This window comes from Sphingomonas vulcanisoli, from assembly GCF_011761305.1.
GTDB lineage: Bacteria > Pseudomonadota > Alphaproteobacteria > Sphingomonadales > Sphingomonadaceae > Sphingomonas_I > Sphingomonas_I vulcanisoli.
This window is the reverse complement of the sequence record NZ_JAAOZC010000005.1, coordinates 26,660-41,040: the sequence shown is the minus strand read 5'-3', so window position 1 is coordinate 41,040 and position 14,381 is coordinate 26,660. Positions and strand designations below refer to the sequence as shown.

At 64.4% G+C, this 14,381-nt stretch carries 12 protein-coding genes; 7 read left to right on the top strand and 5 right to left on the bottom strand.

Features of this window, described 5'->3' with window-relative positions; genetic code table 11:
- Positions 1-84 precede the first annotated feature (84 nt).
- Genes FHS31_RS10755 through FHS31_RS10745 form a run of 3 tightly spaced genes read right to left on the bottom strand, consistent with a single transcriptional unit; the run spans position 85 to position 3,505 of the window.
- Positions 85-966 (bottom strand): DUF1838 family protein, encoded by an 882-nt coding sequence (locus FHS31_RS10755; protein WP_167073407.1) that lies wholly within the window; start codon positions 964-966, stop codon positions 85-87.
- Positions 963-2,747, bottom strand: a complete 1,785-nt coding sequence (locus FHS31_RS10750) for an alpha/beta hydrolase (RefSeq protein WP_167073406.1) — start codon at positions 2,745-2,747, stop codon at positions 963-965. Before FHS31_RS10750 ends, FHS31_RS10755 begins: the two co-directional genes overlap by 4 nt.
- Positions 2,747-3,505, bottom strand: a complete 759-nt coding sequence (locus FHS31_RS10745) for a DUF1838 family protein (RefSeq protein WP_167073405.1) — start codon at positions 3,503-3,505, stop codon at positions 2,747-2,749. Before FHS31_RS10745 ends, FHS31_RS10750 begins: the two co-directional genes overlap by 1 nt.
- Before the next feature lie 157 nt (positions 3,506-3,662).
- Between FHS31_RS10745 and FHS31_RS10740 the strand changes: the two genes are divergently transcribed.
- The gene (locus FHS31_RS10740; RefSeq protein ID WP_167073404.1) at positions 3,663-5,132 is read left to right on the top strand and encodes an AMP-binding protein; all 1,470 of its coding nucleotides are present in this window, start codon (positions 3,663-3,665) and stop codon (positions 5,130-5,132) included.
- On the top strand, positions 5,122-6,297 hold the full coding sequence (locus FHS31_RS10735; RefSeq protein ID WP_167073403.1) for a thiolase family protein: 1,176 nt from the start codon (positions 5,122-5,124) through the stop codon (positions 6,295-6,297). The genes FHS31_RS10740 and FHS31_RS10735 overlap by 11 nt, the downstream gene beginning before the upstream one ends.
- A gap of 137 nt (positions 6,298-6,434) precedes the next feature.
- Here FHS31_RS10735 and FHS31_RS10730 read toward each other — a convergent pair whose 3' ends face one another.
- A complete protein-coding gene (locus tag FHS31_RS10730; protein ID WP_167073402.1) occupies positions 6,435-8,939 on the bottom strand; it encodes a TonB-dependent receptor in 2,505 nt (834 codons plus the stop codon).
- Between the two features lie 409 nt (positions 8,940-9,348).
- Between FHS31_RS10730 and FHS31_RS10725 the strand changes: the two genes are divergently transcribed.
- The 3 genes from FHS31_RS10725 to FHS31_RS10715 are packed head-to-tail and all read left to right on the top strand — an operon-like array spanning position 9,349 to position 11,018.
- Entirely contained in the window at positions 9,349-9,660 is a 312-nt protein-coding gene (locus tag FHS31_RS10725) for a hypothetical protein (RefSeq protein WP_167073401.1), read from the top strand.
- A gap of 48 nt (positions 9,661-9,708) precedes the next feature.
- A complete protein-coding gene (locus tag FHS31_RS10720; protein ID WP_167073400.1) occupies positions 9,709-10,758 on the top strand; it encodes a class I SAM-dependent methyltransferase in 1,050 nt (349 codons plus the stop codon).
- Positions 10,755-11,018 carry a hypothetical protein gene (locus FHS31_RS10715; RefSeq protein ID WP_167073399.1) on the top strand — a complete coding sequence of 88 codons (264 nt, stop codon included), beginning with the start codon at positions 10,755-10,757 and terminating at the stop codon, positions 11,016-11,018. Before FHS31_RS10720 ends, FHS31_RS10715 begins: the two co-directional genes overlap by 4 nt.
- A gap of 17 nt (positions 11,019-11,035) precedes the next feature.
- On the opposite strand, the gene FHS31_RS10710 is transcribed toward FHS31_RS10715, so the two are convergent.
- Positions 11,036-11,824, bottom strand: a complete 789-nt coding sequence (locus FHS31_RS10710; RefSeq protein ID WP_167073398.1) for an enoyl-CoA hydratase/isomerase family protein — start codon at positions 11,822-11,824, stop codon at positions 11,036-11,038.
- 160 nt (positions 11,825-11,984) lie between these two features.
- On the opposite strand from FHS31_RS10710, the gene FHS31_RS10705 reads away from it, so the two are divergent.
- Positions 11,985-12,848 carry an amidohydrolase family protein gene (locus tag FHS31_RS10705; RefSeq protein ID WP_167073397.1) on the top strand — a complete coding sequence of 288 codons (864 nt, stop codon included), beginning with the start codon at positions 11,985-11,987 and terminating at the stop codon, positions 12,846-12,848.
- Entirely contained in the window at positions 12,845-14,371 is a 1,527-nt protein-coding gene (locus FHS31_RS10700; RefSeq protein ID WP_167073396.1) for a class I adenylate-forming enzyme family protein, read from the top strand. Before FHS31_RS10705 ends, FHS31_RS10700 begins: the two co-directional genes overlap by 4 nt.
- Positions 14,372-14,381: the final 10 nt, after the last annotated feature.

Sequence of the window (14,381 nt, the reverse complement as noted above, 5' to 3'; positions counted from 1 at the left end):
ACCCCCCCCCCCCGAAGCTCATAAACGCTTCGACCGATGAAGCAGGTTCGCGTCGAACGCGAAGTCGCGATTGCCCGCATCAAGCTACCAGGCCAGCGCCTTTTCCAGCTGGCCGGGAAATTTGCTGGCCAGCGCCGCGCGATAGTCTGCGGGCGTATCGGCGATCGAAGCGATGTCGCCGCCTTCGCCTTTGAACAGGATATGGCCCGGCGCGCCGTGCATGTTCATCCAGGTCTGCCATTCGGCGACGAGGTTCATCGTCGCGGTCGAAGGGACGTGGGTCAGTCGCGGGTTGGCCAGATCGGCGGTGCGGCAGACATAGCCGATCAGCGTCGCTTCCAGCTTGAACCAGTCGATATTGCCCGGCTTGAAGCGGATGAATTGCGCCGTGTCGACGAAGCTATGCGCGCCGATCGTCTTCACGCGCATGTCGAAGGGGTTGGCGAAGGTAGCCGATTCGCCGTTGCCGAGCGGGTTCACGCCCTCCTTGCCGGGGAGATAAATGCTGCCGTCGGGCCGATAGGCCATCTCGGCCGGCGCTGAGGGCGGCGAATAGGGCTTTACGTCAAGGCCGGTATAGGGATTGCGCAGCGTATCGGTGATGACGTCCGTTTCGGGGTCTGCGTAGAAGGTCCAGCCCTGCTGCTTGATCGCAAAGTCGCCGTTGGCGAGGCGACGGACCTTGCGCGCGACCAGGCTCTTATAGCCATAGATGCGGCGCGCGAAGTCGGCGAGTTTCAGGTCGTCGGCCTGCGGGCGGAAGCCCCAGACGGTGCCGGCCATATAGCTGAGCGTGACCTTGCCCGAGAGATCGCCGACCAGCCGCGCGAACAACTCGACCGCCTGGGCCGTCGGCTTGACCGGTACGCCTCGGGGCGATGCGGCGGCCGATACGGCGAGCGAACCGGCGCTCATGACGCCCAGCGCCAACAGATCGCGGCGCGCGACATCGATGTCCCGCATCATTTGAACTCGGGCTGCTTCGGCAAGGCGTCGAGCCATTTCGCGAGATCGGCGGCGAGCCGGTCGGGATCGTCGAACGGGCTGGCGACCTTATCGTACCAAAGCGACGAGACGCCGCCCTTCGCAAGCGATGTCTGCGCATCACGACTGAGGAACCGCCCCTTGTCCGCATCGATCAACAGCACCGGCTCGCCCGCTGCCGTTAGCGCAGGGACGGGGGCGACGGGCGCCGAGGGCCCCCAATAGGACAGGAAGCTCGACGCCATATAATTGAGCCATTTGTGCGTCGCGGGATCACGGCCGTTGCTCCGATAGGGGACGATGATCATCGTCGTGCCCCCCGCGCCGCGCTTGACCGCCGCGTCGGCATCGGCAAGCGCCTTGGCATAGGGCTGCGCGCCAAGCACGTCCTGAGCGAACGCAGCCGGGGCGCCAGGCGGCTGGATCAGCGCGACGCCCGCGATCGACGGCCCTTGAGCGATCGGCGGCAGCAGCGCGGGGACCATCACCCCTTCCTGCCCGTGCGCGACGATCGCCACCTGGGCATGGCCCTGGTCGGCGAGATATTTGAGCCACGCGCGCTGGTTGGTGGAGACGGTCCCAGCCACCGAGCGATAGAGCGGCCAGCCGCTGCCGCTGTCCTGCGGGATCAGCACGGTATAGCCTGCCTTCGCCAGCCGTGGCCCGATCTCGTCGAACGGGGTCAGCATCACGTCGTCGGCGAAATCGGGCATCAGCATCACCGCCAGCGGCTTGCGGAAGCCCGCGTCGGCCGGCTCGTAGATCACGCCGGGGCGGATATCGTAGGCGCTCAGCTTCATGTCGACGACATGCGTCGCGATGCGCGGCGACGGGCGGATGCCGACCTCAGCGAGCCAATCATAGGCCAGCGCCGGCGCCTTCACCTCGGCACCGACGAATTCGTGCGGGATGCCGCCATCGAGGATGATCGCGTCGACGCGCGGGCTGTTGACGGCGGCCTTCTTCAATTCCTCCTGGTAGGCGCGGCTCGCGAAGATATCTTTATCGCCCGAGATCATCAGCATCGGGACGCGGATGTTGGGGAAGAGCGCGAGATTGTTCTGCTTCGAGTCAGGCCCCCACCAGCTCAACCACACTTTCGCGCTCATGAGATAGCCGTAGGTGATGTCTTGCGGCGCCGGCGGGGCGAGGTGATGGTCCTCGTAGATCGGCTGGTCGCCCTTGCCGTCAGCAACGAGCTTCTTCAGCCGCGCGACGACCGCATCGTAGCGCGGCCTGCCCATGCTGGTCGGCATCCACAGGCTGCCCGGAAAGGTCGGCGCGAAGTGGACGATCGCCTTGACGCGCGGATCCTGCGTGGTCGCTTCATAATAGGTTACCGACACCGAACCGGAGCTGTGGCCGACCAGCACGATCGGGCCGTGCGACAATTGGCTTGCCCAATCGACCGCGCCCTTGATGTCGGCGGCCTGCGCGCCGAACGGCTGGTCTATCACGTCGCGTCCGATGCGGGACATGATGCTGATGGTGATATAACCGCGTCCGGCAAAATAGTCCGCCGCCCAGCGCGCCGCGCTAAGCGAGCGTAGCGGATGGCCGCCCGGGCCACCGTGGTGGATGATCGCAACCGGCGCCTGCGTATCTGGCCCGCCCTCCGGATAGGTAACCAGCGCAGGAACCGCGCGCCCGTCAGCTGCTTTCAACTGGATGATCTGCTGCGTGGGGGCGGCAAGGGCGCCGGGAGCGAAGCAGACCAGCGCTGCGATCGACAGGATCACGCTCAGCCAAGAATTGCCCCGCATTATAATCCCTTCCAATTGCCCTCGCCGGGCGTCAGCAACGCCTGCGGGTGATGTTTTTCGAGCTGATCGAGCAGCCGTTGCGGCAGCCGGTCGAGCGAGCGCACCTTGTCGCCGTTGGCATGCCACAAGGTCCAGCCCGGTACGTCGTCCATCTCCAGCCATTTGAACCAGGGCAGGATGGTCGTCGAGCAAAAGGCCGCCTCGACGCCGCCGACATCCGTCCGGAGAACTGCTTCCGCCGGCCCCTCGAAGGTGACGAGCTCTGCGGAAGGCGTGAACCACTGATCGGGATAGGTGCGATCATATTGCACCCAGACGCGGTCCGCCGAGCGGAACCAGCGCAACCCCATGCCGGTGCCGGGATCGGTGTATGGGCCGAACAGGGGCGTGATCGCGGTGGCGCTGAAATTATAGGATTCACCGGCAGCGTAATTGGAGACCGGCCGGTTGGTCTTGCCGGTAATCGGGTTGTCGAAGGAGGAGAGATATTCGCCGCTGTCGATATCGGTGAAATAGGTCACCATCGACTCGATCATGTTGAACGATCCGTCCGCCTGCGGAACGAAGCGGGTGTGTTCGAGGCCTTCGAAGCCGATGAACGGGCGCACCGTGCCGTCCGGAAACTGGGCCTGAATGACGCCGAAATAGCGCAGCGGCCATGCCTCGTTGCGGATCGATCCCTTGAGCCGCATGAAAGCGTGCAGCTCTTCGGTGGGCGAGGCGAACCCCATCTCTTCCGCCGAGGATTGCCCTGTCATTGCGTTTTCCCGAACCGGATTTGATGCCGTGATGCGGGGATTTGCTAACGGGAAACCGGGGCAGCATGCAATTACCCGGCTGGCGGATAACCGGCGGGCGCCGCTGTTTCCGTCGTCCTGCGCGGCGGCACGGAAAACCGGCTGAAAGGAGTGTTGGGTGCTGGGACGGATCATCGCGCAGGCGCTGCGCCGGCATGGCGAGCGGATTGTGCTGACCGACGCGGGCGGTTCGTACAGCGCCGCCGAGCTCGACGCCCAGGCCGATCGCCTCGCGCGCGCGCTGGCCGCCAGCTATCCGCCGGGGGAGCGCATCCTGTTCTTCATGCGCAATTGCACCCAGTTCGTCGTGCTGCAGCTCGCCTGCGAGCGCGCGGGGCTGGTGCGGGTGCCGGTCAACCGGCTCTACACCGGCGGCGAGGTGGCGCGGATCGTCGCCGCGGCGCGCCCCGCCGCGCTCTTCTACGACAGCGAGACGGCGGCGCGGGTGTCCGAGCTGCACGGCCCGTGGCTCTGCGCGGTCGATGGCGAAGACTGGCCGGCGCTGCTTGCTGCAGCCCCCGATATCGATCTGCCCGAGGTTGCGCCCGAAGCTTTGTGCTCGCTCAACTTCACCTCGGGCACCACCGGCGCGCCCAAGGGCGTGATGATGAGTCACGCCAATTGGGCGGCGGTCACCACCAACATGCTGGTCGACCGCGACATGCGCGGCGACGACAAGTTCATCCATATCGGCCCGCTGACCCACGCCAGCGGGGCCTATATCACGCCCAATCTGATCCGGGGGGCGGAGAACATCCTGGTCGATATGCGCACCCCCGCCGACCTGTTCGACGCGATCGAGCGCACCCGCGCAACGGTGTTTTCCTGCGTGCCGACCGTGCTGACCCGCATCGTCGCGGACGAGGGCCGCCACGGCCGCGATCTCTCCAGCCTGCGCCGCGTGATCTACGGCGCGGAGGCGATCCCGCCCAACACGCTCGGCGCCGCGCTCGAGTATTTCGGCCCGATCCTGGTGCAGAATTACGGGCTGACCGAGGCGATGATGACGGTCTGCTTCCAGTCCGAGGCCGACCACACCAACGCCGGCGCGAACACGATCGGCCGGCCGTACAGCTTTGTCGAGGTGGTGATGCGCGACGAGGCCGGGCGGCCGGTGCCGGATGGCGAAACCGGCGAGCTGACCATCCGCGCGGGGCAGGTGATGCTCGGCTATTGGGAGATGCCGGAGGCGACGGCAGCGGTGCTGCGCGAAGGCTGGCTCTATTCGGGCGATCTCGCCGTGCGCGATCCGGACGGGCGGATCCGGCTGGTCGGTCGTGCCAAAGATCTGGTGATCAGCGGCGGCTTCAACATCTACCCGGCCGAGGTCGAGGCTTGGTTCTGCTCGGTGCCGGGCGTCAGCGAGGCGGCGGTGTTCGGACTGCCCGACGCCGATTGGGGGGAGAAATTGATCGCGGTGGTGGCGGGCGACGGCGTCACGGTCGAGGCATTACGCGCGCGCGCCAAGGCCGAGCTGGGCTACAAGACCCCAAAGACGATCGAACTGCGGCCCGCCCTGCCGCGCACCGCCAACGGCAAGGTCGACAAAAACGCCCTCAAGCACGATATGCTCGCCGATGCCCGCTGACCGCTCCTGCCATATCGTCGCCTTCGCGCGGACCCCGTTCGGCAAGTACCAGGGCGCGCTCGCCGCGATCGAGCCGCGCGACCTCGGCACTTTGGTCGTGGATGAGGTTGTGCGCCGCGTCGGGCGGCCCGAGGCGACGGTCGATGCGCTCTACGCCGGCATCGGCATGATGGGCGGCGCGGCGCTGACCTATACGCGGCAGATGCTGATGACGACGGTGCTACCGGTGACGACACCATCGCTTGCGGTCGATCGCGCCTGCTGCTCCGGGATGACCGCGCTCGGCCTCGCCTTCAAGGATATCCGGCTGGGCGAGGCGGAGCTGATCATCGCCGGGGGGTTCGAGGGGCTGAGCAACACCCCCTATCTGATGCCCCGCCGCGCCGGCACCCGGCCGGGCAACCGCCAGCTCGACGATCCGCTCTTGCTGCGGACACCGCTGCTCGACCGCAGCATCTCGCAATATACCAGCGACGAGGCGATCGAGCACGGCGTGACCCGCGCGGCGCAGGACGCCTGGGCGCTGCGCAGCCACCAGCTCTATTTCGCGGAAGCGGATCGCGGCGGCTTCGACGAGGAGCGCATCGCCGTCGCCGGCCTGGAGGCCGACGAGGCGCCGCGCCGCGACGCCAGCCTCGCCGCGCTCGAACGGCTCAAGACGGTGTACGGCACGCCGACGATCACCGCCGGCAACGCGCCCGGCCTCAGCGACGGCGCGGCGTTCCTGGCGCTCGCCTCGGGCGCGGCGTGCGCGGCGCTGGGGCTGACGCCGCTCGCCGAGATCGTCGATTACGTCCAGGTCGCCTCGGGGCCGACATCGGGCAGCTACACCCCGGCGATCGGGCTGGCGAAGCTGCTCGGCCGCAACGCGCTGGCGCCCGAAGACCTCGACGCGATCGAAATCAACGAGGCGTTCGCGGCGACGCCGCTGGTCAGCCTCTACCGCCTGACCGGCAAGGACCGCGCCCGCGCGCAGGCGCTGGAGGCGCGCACCAACCAGCGCGGCGGCGCGGTCGCGATCGGCCACCCGCTCGGCGCCAGCGGCGGCCGCGTCACGATGAGCCTCGTCCAGAGCCTGCGGCGGCGCGGTGGCGGGGAGGGCGCGGCGGCGATCTGCGGCGGCTTCGGCCAAGGCGACGCACTGCTGCTGCGGGTGACGGGATAACGCCTGGCGCCGTTGCTCTTCACCCATGACCAACGGTCGTCACGGATTGTACAACAAAAAAGGGCCGGTCACCGCTGACCGGCCCTTTTCTTTCTGTTATCGGCTCCAAGCCCTCGCGGGACGGTGCCGCGATCGGCCTAGAAGGCAGCCGACACGCGAACTCCGATGCGCCGCAAATCCGGCAACGCAACTACCAGATAGTTGCCCGACGCAAGGCTCGGTCCCGAGCTGCTATAAGTGATGTTCGGCGATTGATTGTTGAACAAGTTTCTCGCGAACAGTTCCAGACTGTAATCCCCCTTGCGGATACCAAGCCGCGCGTTGAAAATCTTGGAGGCGCCAGAGCTGGCAACATTGGCTGCATCGGCGAAATAGTTACCGCGATAGATGTAATCGCCGCCGATGTAGCCAGTCACACCGCTATTAATTCTATGTTCATAGTTCGCTGACAACGTGTAGGTAAACTTCGGAGCGCCCGGCAGCCGCTTGCCGATAGGCACCGTATAATTGACGCTGCCCGGCAAAATCGAAGCCCCCTGCGGAATGGGAGCCGGCTGAGCATAGATGTTGGAGCATTCGGCACAGGCATATTGTGTGATCTTGGTATCTGTGTAGGCGAACGTGCCGCCGAGCCGGAGCCCCGGCAGTACGATCGCTTCCGCTTCGAATTCCACGCCCTTCAGATCGACATTGCCGATATTGATGACGGGAGAGAGTGTAAGCGGGGTCAGATCGGGGGACGGATTCTTCTGGATCGTTACGGTTACAGGCACCTGAGCGCCCTTATACCGTCCGATATAGCCGTCGAGCGCAAGGCGGAGGCGACCGTTCAGGAAGCTGCCCTTGATCCCCGCCTCGTAGTTGTCGATCGTTTCCTGCGCGATCGAGCCGCTTGCCGTGGGCACGGCCGCAATCAACTGCGCAAGCTGGAACGCGCTTGCAGTGAGGATGCTGGTCCCGTTGAACCCACCAGGCTTAGTCCCGCGAGAATAGAGCGCATAGATCGTCGATGTCGGAGTCAGCTTGTAGTCCAATGAGACGCGTGGCGAGAAACTCTTGAACGTCTTGGAGGGATCGACATATGCGGTGCCGCCGGTCGGGAAATAATGACCGCTGACCTTATCCCACTGATAGCGCCCTTCCACCGAAAGTGTCAGCCGCTTCGGGATGATATCGAAATACAGGCCGCCGAATGCCGACGGCGTTTTGGCCTTGTCATATCCAACCTGCGCGTTTCCGAAATTGATAGCGCCGCCGAACAGGGGGCTATATCCAATCAGGTAGCTAGAGGGCTGGAACATGCTGAGATAATTGCCGCCGACGACCCAGCGGAACCGGCTGCTCTGGCTCGACACCAGCCGAAGTTCTTGGCTGAAGTCGTGATCCGTATAGCCGAAGACAGTGGCGACCGTGCTGATCGTCGCCCCGGTGACCGGATCGACGCCGCCCCGATTGTTGAAGTCGGTCAGCGTGACGATGGTTTCTTTGTGATAGGCGGTCACCGCCGTCAAAGTCATGCCGGCATCAAATGTGTAATCGATGCGATTGCTCAGCTGGAGCGCATGGCGCTTCAGGCCATAGTCGCTGATATAGTTTGCGGCGTTCAAAGGCTCAGGAATGTTGGAGGCGTTGGCAATCGCGCCATTGTAAAGTGCCGGTGGCACGGTCAGGTTCGCAGAAATCAGCCGGGGATCCGGTTTCTGCGGAACGACACCGCAGTAATACGCACCGAGAGATCCGCCGAAGTTGCAATTCGATCCTCCGAGCACGGGCGTCGGATTTGGGTTGGCAGCCGTCGGGTTATAGTTCCTGCCCCCGATGATGTACTGCGCCGGCGGCTGGTCCGCATCGACGAAGTAGGTGGCGGCCGTCCGTATCTTGAGGTTGTCGGTAGGCTTCATCAGCAGCGTGCCGCTGATGGACTTGGTCGATTGACCGCCTACCTGGCGCTGTTCGTTGGCGGTCCGATATTGGCCATCCTTCGAATAATAGCGTCCGCTGACGCGGAACGACGCCCAATCGGTCAGCGGTCCGGAAACCGCACCCGAAGTATCGACCAGATTGCCCTCGCCATATTCGGCCGATGCACGCCCGGTCCAATGATCGGTGGGATCCTTGGTGATGTAGTTGACTGCGCCGATGAATGTCGAGCGGCCGAAATAGGCAGCCTGCGGCCCCTTCAGGACCTCGACACGGTCGAGATCCTGCAAGTTGGCGAGAGAGGAATTTAGCACCGGCGCGCCGTCGACGAATGCAACACCGCCGGCGCGTATGCCGATGTTGGTGCTGATCGCGCCCACGCCGCGGAACGTCAGTTGGCGGAACGAGCGATCATTGCGTCCGAAGCCCGATCCGGTCGATTGCTGCGTAAAGAAGCCGGGGCTGAACGACGCGACATCCTCGATCGACTTGAGGTTGCGCTCTTCGATCTTCGCCGAGGTCATCGCGGTGATCGCCAGCGGGACGGTATCGATCGACTCCGTCCGCTTGCGCGCCGTGACTACGATCTCGTCGAGCTTCGTGCCATCGCTGGAGTTGGCGGCTTGCGCATGGGCGGGCGCCGCTATGGCGCCAAGAGCCGAAGCAAGCACGATCGCCGTGAGCGCGCTCGACGACAAGGAAGCTGCTATCATTTGTCTCATTTTAGATACCCCTTTAATAATCAAGATGCATGATTGCAGATTATTTATCTAAAACATGCGCCAATATTACTGTGACGCATCCCTGAACTTATCATTATATTCGTCATTTTCTGACGCTTGTTTTTAATAGGTCACCAATTCGCCGTGTTGTAATTTCATACCACCCGGTTGGGAGAAAGCCTGCTTATTAGTATTAGAAGGTATTCTTGTAGGGCCGCGGCACCTCAATGCGAATCGATCGGTGTATCCGACACGCGGACAGGGCCGGTCGCAAAACCGTATTCGATAGCGGCTTTCGGGTGACACCTGTGATCGGCAGTCGGATAAGACGCGGCGGGGGATGACGCTTCGCCCTAGCCAATGAAGTATCGCTCTAGACCATGACATAACGGCGGCAGCGGAGACGAAGATGATGCACGTCATTCGATGCACAACATTGGCGGCGCTCGTTCTGGCCGGTGCGGCCGTGCCCGGGAACGCGCAAACCAGCGCAGGCGCCTGGACGGATTGGGGCGGTGGTTATGTCCGCGGCCCTGACTCCGCCTCAACCACCGTTGCGACGAGTGGCGCCGGATCGGCCAAGCCCGCCCCGACCATTGTGCCGCAGGCGCCGGCAAATGTGCCGATGACCGACTGGGGCGGCGGCTATCTTCGCGGGCCTGACTCCGCATCGACCACCGTGGCCACCAGCGGCGCGGGCACTCCCAAACCCAACAACTGATCCCATATTAGATCGTCTGGCGCCCATGCCATCGCAAGGAACCATCGCATGAACGAAGCACCCCTTCTTCAGTCCGGCCGATCGCGGCTCGATTTCATGGTCTCGGCATCGCGCGGGCTTGGGCGACTGCATGGCGCCGTCCGCCAACAGGTCGATGCGCTGGGCATTGCCCCGGACGATCTGCCCGACGATCTCGACGCGCGGGACGCCTTTCTCTGTGACCAGCTCGCAGGCTCCGATGCCTTCCATGCCGCCGATGCGTTGCAGGGATATCTCGGCAAAGAGCATGGCCGTGTCGCCCGCGACGCCTTTAACGAGATTGCACCCGCCGTGCTGCCCGAACTGGAGGCGCTGGAGGCGAAGGGGCCCGCGACGCTGACCGTCGATCCCGATCTCGTCATGCCCGATTATTTCGACGGCGTGGATTTCCATTCGACGCTCGGCGGCTGGGACAGGCACGAGCAGCAGGGCTATATCCATGGCGAGATCGTCCACCGGCTGATGGTCGCAAAGGTCTTCCCGCTCGGCGACATGTTTGCGCAGCGCCGCGCGGTGCTCAAGGAGCTGCCCCGCCAGGATTATCGCGATATCCTGGAGCTCGGCACCAGCTCGGGCCATTTCACTGTCGCGCTCCAGCAGACCTTCCCCGACGCGCATATCACCGGCATCGATCTCGCCGCGCCGATGCTGCGTCAGGCTCTGCGCGTCGCGAACGAGGCTGGCTGGGCATGGACCCTCAAGCAGATGGCGGCCGAGAAGCTAGCCTTCGCCGACGACAGCTTCGACCTCGTCACGGCGTACAGCTTTTTGCACGAAATGCCCGAGAGTGCGATCCGCGCCATCTATCGCGAGGCGCTCCGCGTGCTGCGGCCGGGTGGATCGCTGCTGATCGCCGACATCACCCCCTATGCGGTGCAGGACAAGATGACGATGTGGCGCGCCGATCGCTCGGCAACGCATGGTGGCGAGCCATGGTGGCGGGAGTCGGCGATGCTCGATTGGGCCGCGATCGCGCGTGAGGAAGGCTTTGCCGACGCCACCGGACGCGGCATCGCGCCGAAGAATTTCCCGTGGCTGGTCGAGGCGAGCAAGGCATGACGGTCGACGCCTCCGACCGTGAACGCCTGCTCGACGCGCGGATCGACAAGCTGACCCAGGCGCTGATGTACGTCGCGGGCGAATTATGGACGGCGCGGGATCGTCAGGCCGTGCTGGAGCGGATCCTGATAGAAGGCCAGACGATCGCGCCCGGATCGGTCGATAGCCATCGCCCCGACGCGGCGCTGGCCGAGGCATTGACAGCGGAGCGCGAGACGTTTGTCGCCCGCATTCTGGACTATCTCGCCCCCGATAACTGAGGGGGAGTGCGGCGTCCTCAGCCCGCCTGCTTCCAACTCGGCGCGCGCTTCTCGCGGAACGCCCGATAGCCCTCGCGGCCGTAGGGCTCCGTGCTCATGTAGCGGACGAAGGATTTGAGCTCGAGTTCGGTGCCTTCCTTCACGCCCAGATCGGCGCCGTCGATGAAGACTTTCTTGACCGCCGCGATCGTCGCGCGGGGCTTGTCTGCAATGCTGGCCGCAAAGGCACGCGCCTCGTCGAGCAGATTGGCCAGCGGCACCGATTTCAGCGCGAGGCCGATCGCCACCGCTTCGGCGCCGGAATACCAGCGCGCGGTCAGCATCAGTTCCTTGGCGCGCTGATCGCCGACGCGCCGCTTGAGACGGAGCGTGACGCAGGCGGGGAGCACGCCGGCATCGGTATGTGCGTCACCGATCTTCGCTTCATTGGCGATGATCAGGAAGTCGCAGCCCAAGGTGATTTCGAACCCGCCCGCGCGGGCATAGCCGTTGACGGCCGTGATGGTGGGGATTTCCAGCGCCTCGATGCGCTCGATAATGATCGACAGACGGCGCACGGTCGCTTCGAAATAGGTGATATCGCCGAAGGCGCGTTCGAGCAGATCGAGATCGAGCCCGACGCAGAACGCCTTGCCGGTGCCGGTCAGGATGAGCGCGCCGATGTCCTCGTCCGCCTCGACGCGATCGAGCACCGCTTCCAATTCGGCCAACCGCGCTTCGCTGATCGCGTTGAGCCGTTCCGGCTGCGTGAAGGTTATCACGCCGATCCGGTCGGAAACCTCATAGGTCAGGGTCGAATAGCTCATCATGTGCTCCGCTCGTCATTCGTGACCGCCCTCATGCCGCTGCCGGCGCAGCCAGAGCCATCTTGCCGTGCCTTTGTCCGTTGTGCGAGCAGGCGCGCCGATGCGCGTTCGGATAAGAAGAATTTTCTTATTCTGCAGCATACCGAAAACAGGACGCACAATGACCGCCGGCTTTATCGACATCGTTTGCAACATTTATACGCCCGAGGCGGTGCAGAATGGCTGGACGGGCCTCGACGATGACTTCAAGCGCCAGGTGCGGATGCCCGCCGACATGTTCGACGGTGTCTCGATCGACGAGTATCTCAAGAAGATGGACCGCGCCGGGATCGAGCGTTCGCTGCTGATCGCGGTGCGCGCGGGCGATCTGCGTGTGCGCGGATCATGGGAAATACCGTATCAGGTCATCGCCGATATCGTAGCGCAGCATCCCGATCGTTTTTCGGCGCTCGCGGGTGTCGATCAGACGCGCGGGATGCAGGGGCTGCGCGATCTGGAATTCGCCGTGAACGAACTCGGCTTCGTCGGCGCGCACTGGTATCCGCACTGGTTCGGCACCGCGCCCGACGCCGCGCAGATCTATCCTTATTATGCGAAGTGCTGCGAGCTCGACATTCCGATCATGATGCAGGTCGGGCACAATCTCGTTTATTCCAAGGAGCGTCGCCTGCCGTCGGTCGCGCGGCCGATCCTGCTCGATCAGGTCGCGATCGATTTTCCCGAGCTGACGATCATCGGCATTCATATCGGGGTGCCGTGGACCGACGAGATGATCTCGATGTGCTGGAAGCACGACAATATCTACACCGCGGGGGACGCTTACGCCCCCAAGCACTGGCCGCCGCAATATATCCGCTATGCCGACAGCTATGGCAGCCACAAGGTGCTGTTCGGCACCGACTGGCCGGTGATCGATCCCGAACGCGCGGTGAAGGAAGTCGCGGCCTTCGGGATGAAGCCCGAAAACCACGCGAAGCTGATGCGCGACAATGCGCTGAAGATCTTCAAGAAGATCCCGCGATGAGCCATGCGGTGACCGCGCCGACGACCTTTCATTCGATGACCTTCGGCGGTGCGATCCGCGCGGCGGCGGGGCGGAATCCGAGCAAGGCGGCGGTCGTCATGGACGGTCGCGAGACCAGCTTCGGCGTGCTGGCCGAGCGGGCCGGGCGGCTGCGCGACGCGGCGATTGCGCTGGGCGTGACGAAGGGCGACGTCGTCGCGATCGTGGCGCGCAATCGGCCCGAGTTCATCGAAGTGGTCGCGGGCGTGCCCGATGCCGGCGCGGCGGTAGCGACGATCAACCCGCGGCTGGCGCCGGTCGAGGCCCGGCAGGTGCTGGAGGATTGCGGGGCGCGGCTGGTGTTAGTCGATCCGCCTTCGCGCGAATTGGTGGAGAAGACCGGCATCGAGGGATTGACGATCATATCCTTCGGCGACGCTTATGAACGGCTCCTCGCCGAAGCCCCAGCTCCCGCCGTTGTCCCCGTCATCGACGAGTGCGACGCCTGGACGATCCCCTACACCTCGGGCACGACCGGCAAGCCCAAGGGCGTCGTGCTATCGCACCGCTCGCGGATGCTGGTCGGGCTGATCTGCGGCGCCGAGTTCGGCTGCTTCGGCCCCGACGATCGCTTCCTGGCGATGACGCCGCTCAATCATGGCGGCGGGCTCGGCTTTCCGGTCGGCGTACTGGCGGCGGGCGGATCGATCGAGATCCTCGACAAGTTCGATGCCGAGACCGTGCTCGAACGCCTCAAGTTCGGCGGCATCACCGGGCTGTTCATGGTGCCGACGCATTTCCAGATGATCTTCGCGCTGCCGCCGGAGACGCTGGCGAAATACGAACGGCCACCGCTGCGCAGCATCCTCGCCAATGCCGCACCGCTGCCGCAGGCGCTTAAGCCCCGGATCATGGAATATTTCGGCGAGACGGTGCTCAACGAACTCTATGGCGCGACCGAGACGGGCCTCGTCTGCAATCTCCGCCCCCAGGATCAGCTGCGCAAGCAGCAGTGCGTCGGCACCACCTTCCCGCATTGCGAGGCCGAAGTGCGACGCGACGACGGCAGTCTCTGCGATCCGGACGAGGTAGGCGAATTGTGGACGCGCGGCCCGGTGCTGTTCAACGGCTACTGGAACCGGCCCGAGGAGACGGCGAAGGCGGTCAAGGACGGCTGGGTCTCGGTCGGCGACATGGCGCGGCGCGACGCGGAGGGGTTTCTCTATATCGTCGACCGCAAGAAGGACATGGTCATCTCGGGCGGGGTCAACATCTACCCGCGCGAGATCGAGGAGGTGCTATTCGCGCATCCCGGCATCGCTGATGTCGCGGTGATCGGCGTGCCCGACGAGACCTGGGGCGAGCGGCTGCGAACCGTCGCGGTCGCGCGGGCGGGCGCGGTTCTGACGCAGGCCGATATCGCCGATTTCTGCCGCGACAAGATCGCGGCGTACAAGATACCGAAGGAATTGACGCTGGTTGACGCGCTGCCGCGCAACGCCAACGGCAAGGTGCTCAAGACCGAATTGCGCGCGCTCGAATGAAGGAACAACG